This window comes from Sphingopyxis sp. (assembly GCF_016704835.1).
Taxonomy (GTDB): domain Bacteria; phylum Pseudomonadota; class Alphaproteobacteria; order Sphingomonadales; family Sphingomonadaceae; genus Sphingopyxis.
This window is the reverse complement of record NZ_JADIZJ010000001.1, coordinates 1,059,960-1,073,733: the sequence shown is the minus strand read 5'-3', so window position 1 is coordinate 1,073,733 and position 13,774 is coordinate 1,059,960. Positions and strand designations below refer to the sequence as shown.

Annotated in this window: 17 protein-coding genes; 10 read left to right on the top strand and 7 right to left on the bottom strand. The window is 65.1% G+C overall.

The features are described 5' to 3' along the window. Window positions 1-11 precede the first annotated feature (11 nt). The 10 genes from IPF76_RS05375 to IPF76_RS05330 are packed head-to-tail and all read left to right on the top strand — an operon-like array spanning window position 12 to window position 6,940. On the top strand, window positions 12-620 hold the full coding sequence (locus IPF76_RS05375; RefSeq protein WP_293840587.1) for a flagellar basal body-associated FliL family protein: 609 nt from the start codon (window positions 12-14) through the stop codon (window positions 618-620). Continuing rightward, window positions 617-1,549 carry a FliM/FliN family flagellar motor switch protein gene (locus IPF76_RS05370; RefSeq protein WP_293840585.1) on the top strand — a complete coding sequence of 311 codons (933 nt, stop codon included), beginning with the start codon at window positions 617-619 and terminating at the stop codon, window positions 1,547-1,549. Before IPF76_RS05375 ends, IPF76_RS05370 begins: the two co-directional genes overlap by 4 nt. Beyond that, window positions 1,542-1,874, top strand: a complete 333-nt coding sequence (gene fliN, locus IPF76_RS05365; RefSeq protein WP_293840583.1) for a flagellar motor switch protein FliN — start codon at window positions 1,542-1,544, stop codon at window positions 1,872-1,874. The genes IPF76_RS05370 and fliN overlap by 8 nt, the downstream gene beginning before the upstream one ends. Then, complete coding sequence (locus tag IPF76_RS05360) at window positions 1,874-2,152, top strand: flagellar biosynthetic protein FliO (RefSeq protein ID WP_293840581.1); 279 nt, start codon at window positions 1,874-1,876, stop codon at window positions 2,150-2,152. The genes fliN and IPF76_RS05360 overlap by 1 nt, the downstream gene beginning before the upstream one ends. After that, a complete protein-coding gene (fliP, locus tag IPF76_RS05355) occupies window positions 2,142-2,912 on the top strand; it encodes a flagellar type III secretion system pore protein FliP (RefSeq protein ID WP_293840579.1) in 771 nt (256 codons plus the stop codon). The genes IPF76_RS05360 and fliP overlap by 11 nt, the downstream gene beginning before the upstream one ends. Window positions 2,913-2,940: 28 nt before the next feature. Next, window positions 2,941-3,186: a flagellar biosynthetic protein FliQ gene (locus tag IPF76_RS05350; protein ID WP_293841944.1), complete on the top strand. Its 246-nt coding sequence runs from the start codon at window positions 2,941-2,943 to the stop codon at window positions 3,184-3,186. Window positions 3,187-3,193: 7 nt separating this feature from the next. Beyond that, window positions 3,194-3,973 carry a flagellar biosynthetic protein FliR gene (gene fliR, locus IPF76_RS05345; protein ID WP_293840577.1) on the top strand — a complete coding sequence of 260 codons (780 nt, stop codon included), beginning with the start codon at window positions 3,194-3,196 and terminating at the stop codon, window positions 3,971-3,973. Window positions 3,974-3,977: 4 nt separating this feature from the next. Beyond that, window positions 3,978-5,117 carry a flagellar type III secretion system protein FlhB gene (locus IPF76_RS05340; RefSeq protein ID WP_293840575.1) on the top strand — a complete coding sequence of 380 codons (1,140 nt, stop codon included), beginning with the start codon at window positions 3,978-3,980 and terminating at the stop codon, window positions 5,115-5,117. 45 nt (window positions 5,118-5,162) lie between these two features. Next, window positions 5,163-6,539 carry a flagellar filament capping protein FliD gene (gene fliD / locus IPF76_RS05335; protein ID WP_293840573.1) on the top strand — a complete coding sequence of 459 codons (1,377 nt, stop codon included), beginning with the start codon at window positions 5,163-5,165 and terminating at the stop codon, window positions 6,537-6,539. Window positions 6,540-6,550: 11 nt separating this feature from the next. Next, window positions 6,551-6,940, top strand: coding sequence for a flagellar export chaperone FliS (locus IPF76_RS05330; protein WP_293840571.1), 390 nt, complete (start codon window positions 6,551-6,553; stop codon window positions 6,938-6,940). A 182-nt stretch (window positions 6,941-7,122) separates the two neighbouring features. Here the strand turns inward: IPF76_RS05330 and IPF76_RS05325 are convergent, their stop codons facing one another. From IPF76_RS05325 to IPF76_RS05295, 7 genes are all read right to left on the bottom strand, one after another. Next, window positions 7,123-8,184: a sigma-54 dependent transcriptional regulator gene (locus tag IPF76_RS05325; RefSeq protein WP_293840570.1), complete on the bottom strand. Its 1,062-nt coding sequence runs from the start codon at window positions 8,182-8,184 to the stop codon at window positions 7,123-7,125. A 182-nt stretch (window positions 8,185-8,366) separates the two neighbouring features. Then, complete coding sequence (locus IPF76_RS05320; RefSeq protein WP_293840569.1) at window positions 8,367-9,224, bottom strand: flagellar motor protein MotB; 858 nt, start codon at window positions 9,222-9,224, stop codon at window positions 8,367-8,369. Beyond that, entirely contained in the window at window positions 9,224-10,087 is an 864-nt protein-coding gene (gene motA / locus IPF76_RS05315) for a flagellar motor stator protein MotA (protein WP_293840567.1), read from the bottom strand. Before motA ends, IPF76_RS05320 begins: the two co-directional genes overlap by 1 nt. 88 nt (window positions 10,088-10,175) lie before the next feature. Beyond that, a complete protein-coding gene (locus IPF76_RS05310) occupies window positions 10,176-11,006 on the bottom strand; it encodes a flagellin (protein WP_293840565.1) in 831 nt (276 codons plus the stop codon). Window positions 11,007-11,019: 13 nt separating this feature from the next. Next, the gene (gene flgK, locus IPF76_RS05305; protein WP_293840563.1) at window positions 11,020-12,345 is read right to left on the bottom strand and encodes a flagellar hook-associated protein FlgK; all 1,326 of its coding nucleotides are present in this window, start codon (window positions 12,343-12,345) and stop codon (window positions 11,020-11,022) included. After that, window positions 12,342-12,671 carry a rod-binding protein gene (locus IPF76_RS05300; protein WP_293840560.1) on the bottom strand — a complete coding sequence of 110 codons (330 nt, stop codon included), beginning with the start codon at window positions 12,669-12,671 and terminating at the stop codon, window positions 12,342-12,344. The genes flgK and IPF76_RS05300 overlap by 4 nt, the downstream gene beginning before the upstream one ends. Next, the gene (locus tag IPF76_RS05295) at window positions 12,668-13,759 is read right to left on the bottom strand and encodes a flagellar basal body P-ring protein FlgI (protein ID WP_293841941.1); all 1,092 of its coding nucleotides are present in this window, start codon (window positions 13,757-13,759) and stop codon (window positions 12,668-12,670) included. The genes IPF76_RS05300 and IPF76_RS05295 overlap by 4 nt, the downstream gene beginning before the upstream one ends. Window positions 13,760-13,774: the final 15 nt, after the last annotated feature.

The window sequence follows — 13,774 nt, the reverse complement described above, 5'->3', positions numbered from 1 at the left end:
GGGATATGACGATGACCAAGGATAAAGCCGAAACCGCGCCCAAGCCCAAGGGCAAGCTCAAGAAGCTGCTGTTCATCGGCGTCGGCGCGCTCGTCCTGATCGGTGCGGGCGCCGGGGCCGGCATTTATTTCGGTGCCCTGTCGACCCATGAGTCCAAGCCCGCGGATCATTATCCCAAGCTGGTGGTGCGCAGCGACGGCGACGAAGAGCCTGCCGCCGCCGAAGGCGAGGAGGGCGAAGTCGCACCCAAGGTCGGCACCGTGTCGGTACCCAACGACAAGTTCAAAGTCGACCCGCGCAAATATGAAGTCACCTATTTCCAGATCCCCGACGCCTTCACGACCAACCTCGCCGACGGCTCGGGTTTTTTGCAGGCGGGTATCAGCCTTTCGACCTTCTATGACGGCAAGGTTATCAATAATATCAAACGCCAGGCGGTGCCGATCCGCTCGGTCGTCCTTATGGTGCTTTCCGAACAGGATCCGGCGCTGCTCTCGACATCGCAGGGGAAACAACGGCTGCAACGGCAATTGACCGCTGCAATCAACGATGTGCTGCGCGAGAAAGAAGGTTTTGGTGGTATCGACAATGTCTATTTCACGAGCCTGGTGATCCAGTGAGCGTTCGCGAAAAATCCGTCAAAGCCGTCAAGCCGCCCGCCGCCCCGACCAGCGAGGCGGTTGACGCCAAGGCGTCATTGCTGCTGCGCAAGGCCGAGGGCAGCTATGCCTACCCGGCGCTTGACGGCGTCGCGGTCCAGTTCGGCCGCAGCTTGCGCGATCTGATCCGCGCGCTCGGCGTACCCGCGATCCAGGTCGAGCGCGCCGACGCCGAAACCGTCAGCTTTGCCGACTGGACCGCGGCGACCGCTCCGGCGATCTTCTGGCGCTACCACGCGCCGCCGCTCAAAGGCCCCGTGCTGCTTGCCGCGCCGCGGCCGTTGCTGCTCCAGCTCGTCGATATCTTCTATGGCGGCAAAGGCGCCCTCAGCGCCGAGCGCGAAGAGCTGACCGATGCCGAAGACCGCTTCGCCGCGCGGCTCGGCCGCGACATGGGGCTGCAACTTGCCGCCGCGTGGGGCGACAAGCTGAGCCTGGAACCCGAACTCGACTGCGTCACCTGTGATCCCGCCAAGCTCGCCGCGGTGCGCGCCGACGACGAGCTGTTCGTGCAGCGCTTCGTCCTGCGCGGCGCCCCGTTCGAGGGGCGGACGATCGCCTGTGCCTATCCGCTCGCCGCGCTGCGCGGTGTCGCCGGGGCCGAGCCTGCTCCCGAATTGCCCGGCGCCGCCAACCCGGTATGGGCTGGCGCGCTCAACAAGGCGCTGCGCGAAGTCAGACTGCCCGTCCGCTCGGTGCTGGCGCGACCCGAAATCAGCCTCGTCAGGCTGCTCGCGCTTGAGGTCGGCGACATCATTCCGCTCGGCATGCCGCGCCATGTGCCGGTGACCGTCGCGGGCCGCAGCTTTGCGGTCGGCAGCATCGGCGAAGCCAATGGCAACGCCGCCATCATGATCGAACAAATCGAAAAAGGACCGAACCATGACTGATCTCAGCGACGCGCCGACCCGCGCCGACCGCCGCGATAACAAGAATATCGCTGCGGCGCCCAATTTCGACCTGCTCGCGGGCGTCTCGCTGCGCGTGTCGGTCGAGGTCGGATCGACCTCGATGACGCTCGCCGAACTGCTCGCGATCGACGAAGGCAGCGTGATCGAACTCGACCGCGCCGCGACAGATCTGCTCGACATTTATGCCAACGGCACCCTCATTGCGAAGGGCGAGATCGTCAGCGTTGATGGCCGTTACGGGATCCAGGTCGCCGAAGTCGTCGCGCCAGCGCGCGGCCTCGAAGGCTTCGAGCGGAGAGGCTGATGTTCGAATATATCCTTCGCCTGCTCATCCTGCTGCCGCTCGTCGGCGGCATGGCATGGGGCAGCCTGTGGTTGTGGAAGCGCGTGCAGATGGGCGTTCCACTCGTCGGCGGTGGTACCAAGACACGCGCGGTCGAGATGGTCGATGTGCTGCCGCTCGGACCGGGATCGAAACTCGCGGTGGTCGAATTCGCCGGACAGCGGATCCTCGTCGCGGTGTCGCGCAATGGCATTACCCGCATCGCCGACGATAGTCAGGGCGACTTCCATGCGGATTGATCGCAAGACCGGCCTGCGTGCCGCGGCCCTGATTGGCGGCTTCGCGCTGCTTTGCGCCGCCCCCGCCGCTTTTGCGCAGACCGCCGACGGGCTCAGCCGCGCGGTGAACGACATCGGCGGCGATGGCCGTCCGCTCAGCCTGTCGCTGCAAATTCTTGTCCTCATGAGCCTGTTGACGGTGCTGCCGTCGCTGCTGCTCATGATGACCAGCTTCACCCGCATCATCATCGTGCTGTCGATCCTGCGCCACGCGCTCGGGCTGCAACAGACGCCGCCGAACCAGGTGCTCGTCGGCCTCAGCCTGTTCCTGTCACTGTTCGTGATGCAGCCGGTGATCAGCGAAGTGAACCGCGTCGCGATCGAACCCTATGGTCAGGAACAGATCGATATCGGCGAAGCGGTGTCGCGCTCGGGCGTGGCGCTCCATGGTTTCATGATGACGCAGACGCGCAAATCCGACCTGATGATGTTCGCCAAGATCGCCAAGGCGCCGACCTATGCCAGCCCGAAGGACGTGCCCTTCTCGATCCTGCTCCCCGCCTTTGTCACCAGCGAACTCAAGACCGCTTTTCAGATCGGCTTCCTGATCTTCCTGCCCTTCCTCGTCATCGACCTGATCGTCGCCTCGGCGCTGATGTCGCTCGGCATGATGATGTTGTCGCCAACAATCATCTCGATGCCGTTCAAGCTCCTGCTCTTCGTGCTTGTCGACGGATGGGCGCTGACGATGGGCTCGCTCGCCGCCTCGTTCGGGACATAGCGACGTGGAAACCGATTATTTCGTCGGCATGGCGCAGCAGTCTTTGTGGATCCTCGCGCTCGCCTCGGCGCCGCTGCTCCTCCCGGTGCTCGTCATCGGGGTGCTGCTCGGCATGGTGCAGGCGGCGACGTCGATCAACGAACAGACGCTGACCTTTGTCCCCAAGCTGATCGTTGCGGCGATCTGTCTCGCGATCTTTGGCGGCAGCATCCTCGTGCTGCTGACCGATTTCACCCGCGACATTTTCGCGCAGATCCCGAACCTCGTCCGCTAATTCGGCGATGAACCCCGCCGACATCCCGAATATCGAGGCGATGCTCCAGCTATGGATGCTGGGCATGATCCGTCCCGGCGCCGCGTTCATCGCCGCGCCGGTGTTCGGCGCGACCAGCGTGCCTGTCCAGCTGCGGTTGGTGATCGCGCTCGCGGTCGGCGTCCCCGCGGTCGCCGCTTCGGGTATGGCGCTGCCGCCCGAGGGTATCGTCTCGGTTCCCGGGCTGTTGCTCGTCATCGGCGAGGTCGTGATCGGACTCGGCATTGGTTTCATCCTGCAGATGGGGCTCGCCGCCGCGCTGCTTGCGGGCGAGGCGATAAGCAACGCGATGGGGCTGGGCTTCGCCTCGATGGTCGATCCGATGAGCGGTGCATCGAGTTCGGCGATCGGCCAGTTCCTGTCGATGCTGGCGACCGCCTTGTTCCTCGCCGCCGACGGCCATCTCGTGCTGATCAATATCATCGTCGACAGCTATGTTGCGCTCCCTCCCGGCAACGCCTTTCCCTCGTTCGACGCAATCGGCAGCGTCATCCGGTTCGGCAGCCTGATGTTCGCCGCCGCGCTGACCATCGCGATGCCGGTCGGCTTCGTCCTCATCCTCGTCCAGATCATCATGGGCGTGATCGGCCGCTCGGCGCCCGCGCTCAACCTGTTCGCGGTCGGCATTCCCGCCACTCTGCTCGCCGGGATTATCCTGCTCGGCGTCGCGACCCCGGCGATGGCCGAAGCGATCGTCCGCATCCTGTCCGACGCGCTCGACGCCGCGCGGATGTTCGCGGGGCTCTGATCCGATGGCGAGCAAACCCGAACAGGACCAGAAAACCGAACAGCCGACCGCCAAGAAGCTGGCGGATTCGGCGCGCGAAGGCGATGTGCTGATGTCGCGCGAACTCGCCACCGCGCTGATGATGCTCGCCGCGGCGGGCTGGATCGTCGCAGCGGGCGGCTGGTTCGTGCAGTCGGCGGGCGACCTGCTCCGCCGCGGGCTGACGCTTACCGCCACCGACGTCGCCGATTTCGCCCCTGCCGAAGCGCTGATGCGCAACGGGGTCGAAATCCTGCTGCCGCTCGCCAGCCTGTTCGCGCTGGCGCTCGGCGCCGCCGTTGCCGGTCCGGCACTGCTCGGCTCGTTCGGCTGGCGCGGCAAGGCGCTGGCGTTCAAGGGCAACCGCATGAACCCGATGAGCGGGCTCAAACGCATGTTCGGGCTGCAAGGCGCGACCGAACTCGGCAAAGCCCTCGCCAAAGTGCTGTTGCTTGGCACCATCGGTTACTGGCTGGTCGACGGCAGCCTGCCCGCGATCATGACGATGGCATCGACCGACCTGCTCGCCGCAATCGGACTGGCCGGACAGGCGATCGGCCATGCCATGCTGGTGCTCGCCGGCGGACTGGTGGTCATCGCACTGATCGACGTCCCGGTGCAATGGCTCCAGCGCAACAAGCGGCTGATGATGAGCAAGCAGGAGGTGAAGGAGGAAATGCGCCAGTCCGACGGTGCCCCCGAACTCAAGCAGGCGCAGCGCCAGCGCGCACATGACATCCTCAGCGGGTCGGCGCGCAAAGCGGTATCCGACGCGACCGTCGTGCTCACCAACCCGACCCATTTCTCGGTCGCACTGCGCTATCGCCCCGGCATCGACGCCGCGCCCGTCGTCGTCGCACGCGGCCGCGGCGATGTCGCACTGTCGATTCGCGAGCTGGCGCGCGGCGCCAATGTCCCGCTGCTCGAATATCCGCAGCTGACCCGCGCCATCTATTTCACCGCGCGCGCCGGTCGCGTGATCCCCGAGGAACTGTTCGTCGCGGTCGCCACCGTACTCGCCTTTGTCTTCCAGCTCGAACGCATGGTAGCCGAGGGAGCACCGCCGCCGGTCGTCGATGTGCCGCCGACGCACCATTTCGATCCCGAGGGGCGTCGCCAGGCTTAAAATCGTCCGTGCGCCGCCGTTAAGGGATGCGAAGGATATTCTGCCATGGTCAGTTCAATCGCCAACAGCCTGGGCTTTGGGTCGGGTATCGACACCAAACAGCTGGTCACCGACCTGTCCGCCGCGTCACGCGAGCCGAAGGTCGCGCGCATCAACACGCTGACGCAGGCGAACCAGACCCGGATCAGCGCATTGTCGCAGGCGCGATCGGACCTCGAAGGCTTTGCCGATTCGCTGGGCCAGATGGTCAGCGACGGCACGCTGCGCAGCACCCCCACCGTGTCCGACGACAGCGTGCTCGGCGCGACCGCGCGCGCCGGCCTTTATGCCGACAGCTTTGCTGCCACCGTTGTTGTCAACCAGCTCGCGCGCGCGCAGAGCAGCTATTCGGGGATCGTCGCCGACCGCACCGCGGCGATCGGGACCGGCACGATGACATTGACCGTCGGTACCGTCGCCACGACGATCACCATCGACAGCACCAACAACAGCCTCGACGGACTTGCCAATGCGATCAACAATAGCGGCGGCGGGGTGACGGCATCGATCATCGCCGACGAGGGCGGCCACCGCCTGATCCTGAAAGGTCCGGCGGGCGCCACCAACGCCTTTACCTTTGCGGTCGACGCCGGGGCCGACCCCGCGCTGTCGGCCTTTGCCTATGGTGCGGGCGGCGGCATGACCTTGGGGCAAAGCGCCGCCAACGCCGAATTCACCATCGACGGGGTGGCGTTCAGCCGCGTGTCGAACATCATCGACGATGTCGTCCCGGGTATGTCGCTGACGCTCAAAAAGGCCGCTCCGGGCCAGCCGGTCGATATCGGAGCCAGCCGCCCGCTCGACATCATTAAACAGACCGTCGGCGATTTTGTCTCGGTGTATAACCAGCTCAAGAAAAGCCTGTCGTCGGCTGCCGGACTGTCGGGATCGACGTCTTCGCTTCGCGAACTCGAACGCGAACTTTCGGGACTGATCGGGCAAGTGGTGTCGAGCCACGGCAGCATCAACAAGCTGACCGATATCGGCGTTTCGACGACCAAGGACGGCCTGCTCGCGGTCGATGAAGCCAAGCTGGCGCAAGTGCTTGCGTCCGACGCCGGCGCGGTCGAGGCGCTGTTCAATCCACGCCGAGACGGCGGGCGGACCGCAGCGAGCGACCCCGGCATCGCCTTTACGCTCGACGCGATCCGCGACAAGGCGATCGCTACCGACGGGGTGATCGACCGCGTCACCAAATCGCTCGACAGCCGCAAAGCAACGCTCCTCGAACAGCTCGAAAATGTCGAGACGCGCGAGGACGCCTATCGCGCCCGGCTCGAGAAACAATATAGCTCGCTCGACGCGCGGCTCGCGGCGTTCAAGGCGACGCAAACCTATCTCGAACAACAGATCAAGCTCTGGACCAATCAGGGCAACGATTAAGGGCCGCCACTGTGACCGCAACCGCCTCGACCGTCCGCGCGACCGGGCTTTATCGCCGCTTGCAGCACGAAAGCCGTGCCGCTGCTGCCGATCCGATCGAGCTGGTGACGATGCTCTATGACGAGCTCGAAACCGCGATCGGCGTGCTTGGGTCGATGGTCCGCCAGGGCCAGCGCATTTCGGCGACCGAGCCCGCGCACCGCGCGCGCGCGATCCTGATCGGCCTCGACGCCGGGCTCGACCGCGACAAGGGTGGTGACGTCGCGACGGCGCTGTCGCGCGTCTACCGCAGCATGCGCCGCAAGCTCGACGAAGCCGTGGCGCAAAATGATGCCGAAGCGCTGTCTGAACTGCTCGACGGGGTGTTGACGATCAGCAGCGCCTGGCGACAGCTGCGCTGACTGCGTCTTTACCCCCAACACAGGATCGGCCCGCGCCCCGGGAAGGGTGCGGGCCGATGCCGTTTCACTCATTCCCGCTAGGTACCCGGCCGCCCTGGGTGGGGACGGGCGGCCGGGTGGTCAGGGGCGGACCAGAGCCCCCTTTTTTCAGCGGGTGCTGAAACTCGTGTTGCGGGCGCCGGTCAGGCGGCCTGCTGCTGAACCCCGTATTTGCGCATCTTTTCGATCAAGGTCGTGCGCTTCAGTGTCAGCAGGCGCGCGGCTTCGGAAATGATGCCATCGGCCAGATCAAGCGCGACGTGGATCTGTTCGAGTTCGATCGTCTCGATTTCGCGCTTGAGGTCTATCGGACGGCCCGGCGCCGGCGCCTTGGTGTGCGGAGCGGCGGGGACGCCGCAATCGTCCGCGCTGGCCCGCACCGCGGCAAAGCTGCTGGGAACGGCGTGCCGCGGTGCAAGCGCTGCGGTCGGGTTCAAAAGGATGACGACGTCATCGGCGCCGAGCGTTTCGCCGCCGTGCAACACGCTGGCGCGTTCGACAAAATTCCTGAGTTCGCGGACGTTGCCCGGCCAGCGATGCTGCATCAGCAGCGCCATCGCCTCGCCGTCGAAGCGGCACTTGGCCTCGCCCGGCATCTTGCGCTGAAAATGACGAATAAGCGCGGGAATATCCTCGACGCGGCTGGCGAGGCTGGGGACCTGCAGCACAACCACGCCGAGCCGGAAGAACAGGTCTTCGCGGAATTTACCATCGGCGATTGCGGCGCCGAGATCCTGGTGGGTGGCCGAAATGACGCGGACGTCAATAGCCTTCACATCGCTGCTGCCGACGCGCACGATCGTCCGTTCTTCCAGCACGCGGAGCAGTTTGACCTGCATGTCGAAACGCATGTCGCCGATTTCGTCGAGGAACAGCGTGCCGCCCTCGCTCGCTTCGAAATGGCCGATGCGGCGGGCGTGGGCGCCGGTAAAGCTGCCCTTTTCATGCCCGAACAATTCAGATTCGATCAGGTCGCCGGGGATCGCGCCGCAGTTGATCGCCGAAAAGGCTTTGCCGGCGCGGGCGCCTTCGTCGTGGATCGCCCGGGCGACAAGTTCCTTGCCCGAGCCCGACGGGCCACAGAGCATGACCGAAGCATTGGACCGCGCCACCCGGCGGATCATGTCGCGCAGCTGCGCGGCGGCCGCGCTGCTGCCGATGATCAGCGTCTCAAGCGCTGCGTTGTTGTTCTGCCCCACGGTCATTTTGGTCTCCACCGCGCCCCCCAATTCGGCGCCTTTTCGATGGATCCACAGATTGACGAAAATGGTAAACAAGAGATTAGCCGTCTGACGATAACCCATTCAAAACAAAGCATTATCGCCAGATTGGATGTATTGGAGACGCAATTGCGTTATTCACTCTCCGACATGCTGCCAAACTGGCACTAATTGCTGGAGGCGGTTCGCCAGCCGAGCGTGATCGAGATGCGGCGGTTGCGCGGATCGAATCGGTCGGAGGGAACATAGGGCTCGCGATCGGCGACCCCTTCGATGCGCGCGAAGCGGGTCTTGTCGATGCCGCGATACTCCAGAAAGTTGCGGGTGACCTCGGCGCGGTCGACCGACAGGCGCCAATTGTTGGTCCCCGCCTTGGCCGACCAGGGGGCTGAATCGGTATGCCCGCGCACCATGACCTGGTTGGGAACCGATGCGATCGGTTCGGCGATCGAAGCGAACAGCCGCGCACCACTGGCAGTGAGCTCGCTGGTGCCGATCGCGAACATCGAAAAATCGGCGTCGTCGATGACGTCGATGCGCAGCCCCTCAGTGGTTTCGGTAAAGCGCAGGTTGCGCGCCAGACGTTTGAGGTCGCCCTGTTTCTGCACCCGCTCCATAAGCGACTTGGCGACCTGCTGGAACTTCATCTTCTCGCTCTCGCGCCCCGAGGCTTCCTTCGGTCCCCCGACCGCGTCCTTGGGGATAGTGATCGAGCGCGTCCCGGTCTGCCCCGCAGCGTGCGGGTAATCGTCGGCCGACACGATCGAATCACCGCCAAACAGGCCGTTCGACCCGGCGCTGCCCTGCTTGGTCTCGACGATCGTTGGCGCAAAATAGTCGGCGAGCGCCTTGCGCTGCTTTTCGGTCGTGGCGCCGAGCAGCCACATCAGCAGGAAGAACGCCATCATCGCGGTCACGAAATCGGCATAGGCGACCTTCCACGCCCCGCCATGATGGCCAGCGTGCGGCGCCTCGATGATCTTCTTGACGATGATCGGGCGCGGCATGTTCGGACGCGCGGCCATCAGCGGCCGCGCATTCCGTCAAAGACCTCGGCAAAGCTCGGCTGGTTCGAATGTTCGACCCCCGAACGCGCCGCCTCGATCACCAGCGGCTGTGGATGGCCGTGGAGCGACGCGATGATCAGCTGTTTCACCGTATGATACATGGCGCCGTCGCTTTCGATCACGGTGCGCGCGCGCGTCGCGAACGGACCAACCAGCCCATAGGCGAGGAGCACGCCAAGAAAGGTACCGACGAGCGCCGATCCGATCATCCCGCCCAGAATCTCCGGCGGCTTGTCGATCGACCCCATCGTCTTCACGACGCCCAGCACTGCGGCGACGATGCCAAGCGCGGGCAAGGCGTCGGCCAGGTTCTGTAATCCGTCGGCAGGTTTGATCGCGTGATGGTGATGATTTTTCAGCGCGGCGTCCATGACGTCTTCGACCGCATGCGGGTCGAGCGTCCCCGACGACACGACGACCAGGCGCAACGTGTCGCAGATCAGGTGGATCAGCGTCTGGTCCTTGAGCAATTTGGGATATTGCTGAAACAGCGTCGAATTGGCCGGATCCTCGATATGCGGTTCGACCGCCACCGGGCCTTCGGTCCGCATCATCTTCATCAGCGTCGAGACAAGCAGGATGCAGTCGAGATAGTCCGACTTCTGATACTTCGGGCCTTTGAACACTTTGGCGAGCCCGCCGCCCAGCGCCTTCAGGTCGGCGCCCGAATTGCCGATGATCAGCGATCCGACCGCGGCGCCGCCGATGATGAGCATCTCGTGCGGCAAGGCGTGCATGACGGGGCCAAGGTTGCCGCCGGTCAGCGCAAAGCCCCCGAACACCAGCAGCAGCAGGACGACGATGCCGATTACGGGAAACATGCGGGGTCAACTCCATCCGGGCCGAAAGCCCCAAATTCAAAATGCGTCTTTATGCTTAACGGCAGCAGCGCCGCGAGATTGAGCGCGATCAGTTCAAAATATCGAACAAGGTCTGGCGGTTGATCTTGGCAAAGGCCGCCTGCGCGGCGCCGAGCGTCAGATCCTGCGCGTTGAGCTCGGCGATCGCGACCGACAGGTCGGTGTCCTCGACCGATGAGCGTTCGTCCTTCAGCGTGATTTCGCGCGCCGCCAGCCCGTCCCCGATACGCTCGAGCCGCCCAGCCGACAGGCCGATGGCGGCATGACGGTCGGCAACGTGGCCGATCGCGGTATTGAGCGCGGTCAACGCGGTTCCCATCGCAGGCTTGTTACCCGCCGCGACCGCAATCGCGGCATCGCGGATCCCGGTCGACAAGCTGTTACCCGCGATGACAAAAACATCGGCGGCGGCCGGAACCGGCGCAAAGCTGATGTCGCCATCGAACCGCATCACGCGCGCAGTGCTGCTCGCGAAAACCGGCTCGCCGTTCGAATCGCGCGTTGCCGCCAGGCTGTCGATCTCGTCGGCGATCGTGCCGAGTTCGGCGGCGATCGTCGCGCGGTCGGCGGCGCTTGTCGTATCGTTCGCCGCGGCAACCGTCAGTTCGCGCGCGCGGGTCATCAGATTGCTCACCGATTTCAGCGCCGCGTCGGCCTGTGACACCAGCGCCGTGGCGGTATTGATATTGGTGTTCCACGCGGTGATGCTCGCCTGCGTCGTGCCGATCGTCGCGATCCGCCGCGCCGACACCGGGTCGTCGGACATGCGCTGGAGCCGTTTGCCGCTCGAAATCTGGATCTGCGTCCGTTCGATCTGGTCGGCGAGTTTCTGCTGGCGCGCGATCTCGCGCGTCATGCGATTGCCCACGGCGTTAATCATCGTCGTCGCCTTCCTAGATCGAGCTTAAAAGCGTTTGCATGGTTTCGCGCGCGACCTGGATCGTGCGCGCCGCGGCCTGATAGGCTTGCTGAAAGCGCAGCAACTCGGCCGCTTCCTTGTCGAGATCGACCTCGCTCACCCCGTCACGCGCCGCGGCAGCCGCGTCGGCGCGGGTTCCCGCCGCAGCATCCTGAGCACGCGCCGATGCCGTCGTCTGCGCCTGCGTCGCCAGATGCCCCGACCAGCGCGCTTCGGGATCGCCCGCGCCGCGCAGCGCGCCAAGCGCGAGCATATTGCCGTTGCTGCCTGACGCATTGGCGGCAGCGACCTGTTCGGGCGTCAGCGCGCTTAAGGTCAGCGTCGCGGCGCTGGTGCCGGTGAACAGCGGCGCGCCCGGATTGCCATTGGCATCGGTGCCCGCCTGATGCGCAGCGTTGAGCTGGGCTGCAAACGATGTTGCCATCACATCGAGCCCGGCGCGCTGATCGGCGACATGATTGGCCGCCTCCGCCTGCCCGGCCAGCGAGCCCGTGGTCACCGTCAGCGGCGAACCGCCAACGCTGTACGACAGGCGGCCGTCGGGCGCCGCGGTCACCGTGATCGGGTTGACCGCGCCGCCGCCGACGAGCAGGTCGCCGGACCCGGCGGCGCGCAGCGTCACCGATCCGTTATTTTCAAAGGTCGCGCTGACCCCGGCCTGCGACGACAATTTGTCGAGCAGCCGGTCGCGTTCGTCGAGCAGGCTCGCCGCGTTGGTCGACCCTGGCCGCGCCTTGCGCAGTCCGATGTTGATCTGTTCGAGCGCGTTCAGATTCGCGTTGAAATCCTCGACGGTGCTCGCCGCCGCGCCTTCGATGCCGTCACCCATCTTGTCGAGCTCGCCCGCAGCAGTGCGAAAGCCCGACGCTATGTCGTCGGCCGACTGCAGGAACTGGCTGCGCAGTGTTTTGTTCGCCGGATCGGCGGTCAATTGGTCGGCGGTGGTGAACAGCTTGGTGAGCCCGGTCTTGATGCCATTGCTCTCGTCGCTCAGCGCGCCTTCGACCTTGCCCAGCCAGCCAAGCTTGGTTGCTGAGCGTTCGGAATCGCCCGAAGAGATCCGCGAATCTTCGATCAGCCAGGCATCGACCGAGCGACTGACACCGCGGATCTCGACCCCACTGGGGTTGATGTTACCGCGATAAAAAACCGAATCGCTACCGCTGACCGGCTCCATCATGTCGAGCCGCCGCCGCGCATAACCGGGAGTCTGCGCGTTGGCGATATTGTCGCCGATCGTCGACAGCGCGCGCGAATAGGCTTTGAGCCCGCTATAGCCGATGCCAAGAAGATCGCTCATTGCACCCCTCCAGCCGCATTGCCGAGCCGCCCGCGAAACTGTCGCTCGACCATGTCGGCGATGCCGAACTGGCGCATCGCGGCGATCGAGTCGGCGGTGCGCGCGTCGGCCATTTCGCGAAAATTGTCGGTCGCGCTCGATCCCATCATGTCGTCGCCAAGCTTTGCCTGGCGCATCGACGCCAGCAGCTGGCGCAGGATCACCGCCTCGAACTGTTCGGCCGCCTTGCGCAGCCCGCCGTCGCCACCACCACCCGCGAGGGTCGGGGTGGCCGAAGCCGGCACGAACGGCCGCGCTGCGGGGGTCGAAGAAATGGGCGTCGTCATATGATCACCAATTCTGCTGTGAGGGCACCCGCCTGGCTGAGCGCCTCGAGGATCGCGACCAGATCGCCGGGGGAAACGCCCAGACGGTTGATCGCATCGACGAGTTCGGACAGCGAGGCATTGGGTTTCATCAAGAAGGCGGGGCGATAGTCTTCGGCGACCTCGATTTCGCTCGACGGTTCGATCGCGGTTTCGCCGCGGCTGAACGGCGCCGGCTGAACCACCGTCGGCGATTCCTTGATCGACACGGTGAGCTTGCCGTGGCTGACCGCGGCGGTGCCGACGCGAACCGCGCCGTTGATCACCACGGTGCCGGTGCGCGCGTTGACGATCACTTTCGCCGACGGTTCGGAGCGCTGGACGCCGAGATTTTCGATTTGCGACATCAGCCGCATCCGGTCGTCGCCGTTGCCGACGGCGCGGATCGCGATGCTGGCGCCGTCGATCATCGATGCGCTGCCAGGGATGGCGGCATTGATCGCGTCGGCGACGCGCTTGGCATTCGTGGCGTCGAACTGGTGGAGGTTAAAGGTCAGCCCGGTGCTCGCGGCAAAGCCGGTATCGACCGCACGCTCGACCGTCGCGCCGCTGGCGATGCGGCCACTCGACGGGACGTTGACTGTCACTTTCGACCCGTCGGCGGCATCGACGCCAAGCCCACCGATGACGAGGTTGCCCTGCACCATCGCGTAAATCTGCCCGTCGGCGCCATAGAGCGGCGCCAGCACGAGGGTGCCGCCGCGCAAGCTTTTCGCCTTGCCGATCGCCGACACCGTCACGTCGAGCCGCTGGCCAGGCTTGGCAAAAGGCGGCAGTTCGGCGGTGATCATCACCGCCGCCGCATTCTTCAGCGCCGGGTTGACCCCCGGCGGCAAGGTCAGGCCAAAGCGCGAAATCGCACCCTTCATGCCCAGCGTCGAATAGTCGAGGCTGTCGTCGCCCGTCCCCGCGAGGCCAACCACGATGCCATAGCCCGTCAGTTGGTTGGCGCGCAGCCCCTGGAACTGGCCCATGTCCTTGATGCGCTGCGCCTGCGCCGGCGCCGCAAAGGTCAGGCTGGCGAGCAGGAGCGCGATCAGGGCGAACAGGGTAGGACGCTGGGA

Bases quoted from the DNA above. Each gene is read 5' to 3' on its own strand.
- IPF76_RS05375 (WP_293840587.1), top strand. From the start codon at position 12: ATGACCAAGGATAAAGCCGAAACCGCGCCCAAGCCCAAGGGCAAGCTC.
- fliN (WP_293840583.1), top strand. From the start codon at position 1,542: ATGACTGATCTCAGCGACGCGCCGACCCGCGCCGACCGCCGCGATAAC.
- IPF76_RS05360 (WP_293840581.1), top strand. From the start codon at position 1,874: ATGTTCGAATATATCCTTCGCCTGCTCATCCTGCTGCCGCTCGTCGGC.
- fliP (WP_293840579.1), top strand. From the start codon at position 2,142: ATGCGGATTGATCGCAAGACCGGCCTGCGTGCCGCGGCCCTGATTGGC.
- IPF76_RS05350 (WP_293841944.1), top strand. From the start codon at position 2,941: ATGGCGCAGCAGTCTTTGTGGATCCTCGCGCTCGCCTCGGCGCCGCTG.
- fliR (WP_293840577.1), top strand. From the start codon at position 3,194: ATGAACCCCGCCGACATCCCGAATATCGAGGCGATGCTCCAGCTATGG.
- IPF76_RS05340 (WP_293840575.1), top strand. From the start codon at position 3,978: ATGGCGAGCAAACCCGAACAGGACCAGAAAACCGAACAGCCGACCGCC.
- fliD (WP_293840573.1), top strand. From the start codon at position 5,163: ATGGTCAGTTCAATCGCCAACAGCCTGGGCTTTGGGTCGGGTATCGAC.
- IPF76_RS05325 (WP_293840570.1), bottom strand. From the start codon at position 8,184: ATGACCGTGGGGCAGAACAACAACGCAGCGCTTGAGACGCTGATCATC.
- IPF76_RS05320 (WP_293840569.1), bottom strand. From the start codon at position 9,224: ATGGCCGCGCGTCCGAACATGCCGCGCCCGATCATCGTCAAGAAGATC.
- motA (WP_293840567.1), bottom strand. From the start codon at position 10,087: ATGTTTCCCGTAATCGGCATCGTCGTCCTGCTGCTGCTGGTGTTCGGG.
- IPF76_RS05310 (WP_293840565.1), bottom strand. From the start codon at position 11,006: ATGATTAACGCCGTGGGCAATCGCATGACGCGCGAGATCGCGCGCCAG.
- flgK (WP_293840563.1), bottom strand. From the start codon at position 12,345: ATGAGCGATCTTCTTGGCATCGGCTATAGCGGGCTCAAAGCCTATTCG.
- IPF76_RS05300 (WP_293840560.1), bottom strand. From the start codon at position 12,671: ATGACGACGCCCATTTCTTCGACCCCCGCAGCGCGGCCGTTCGTGCCG.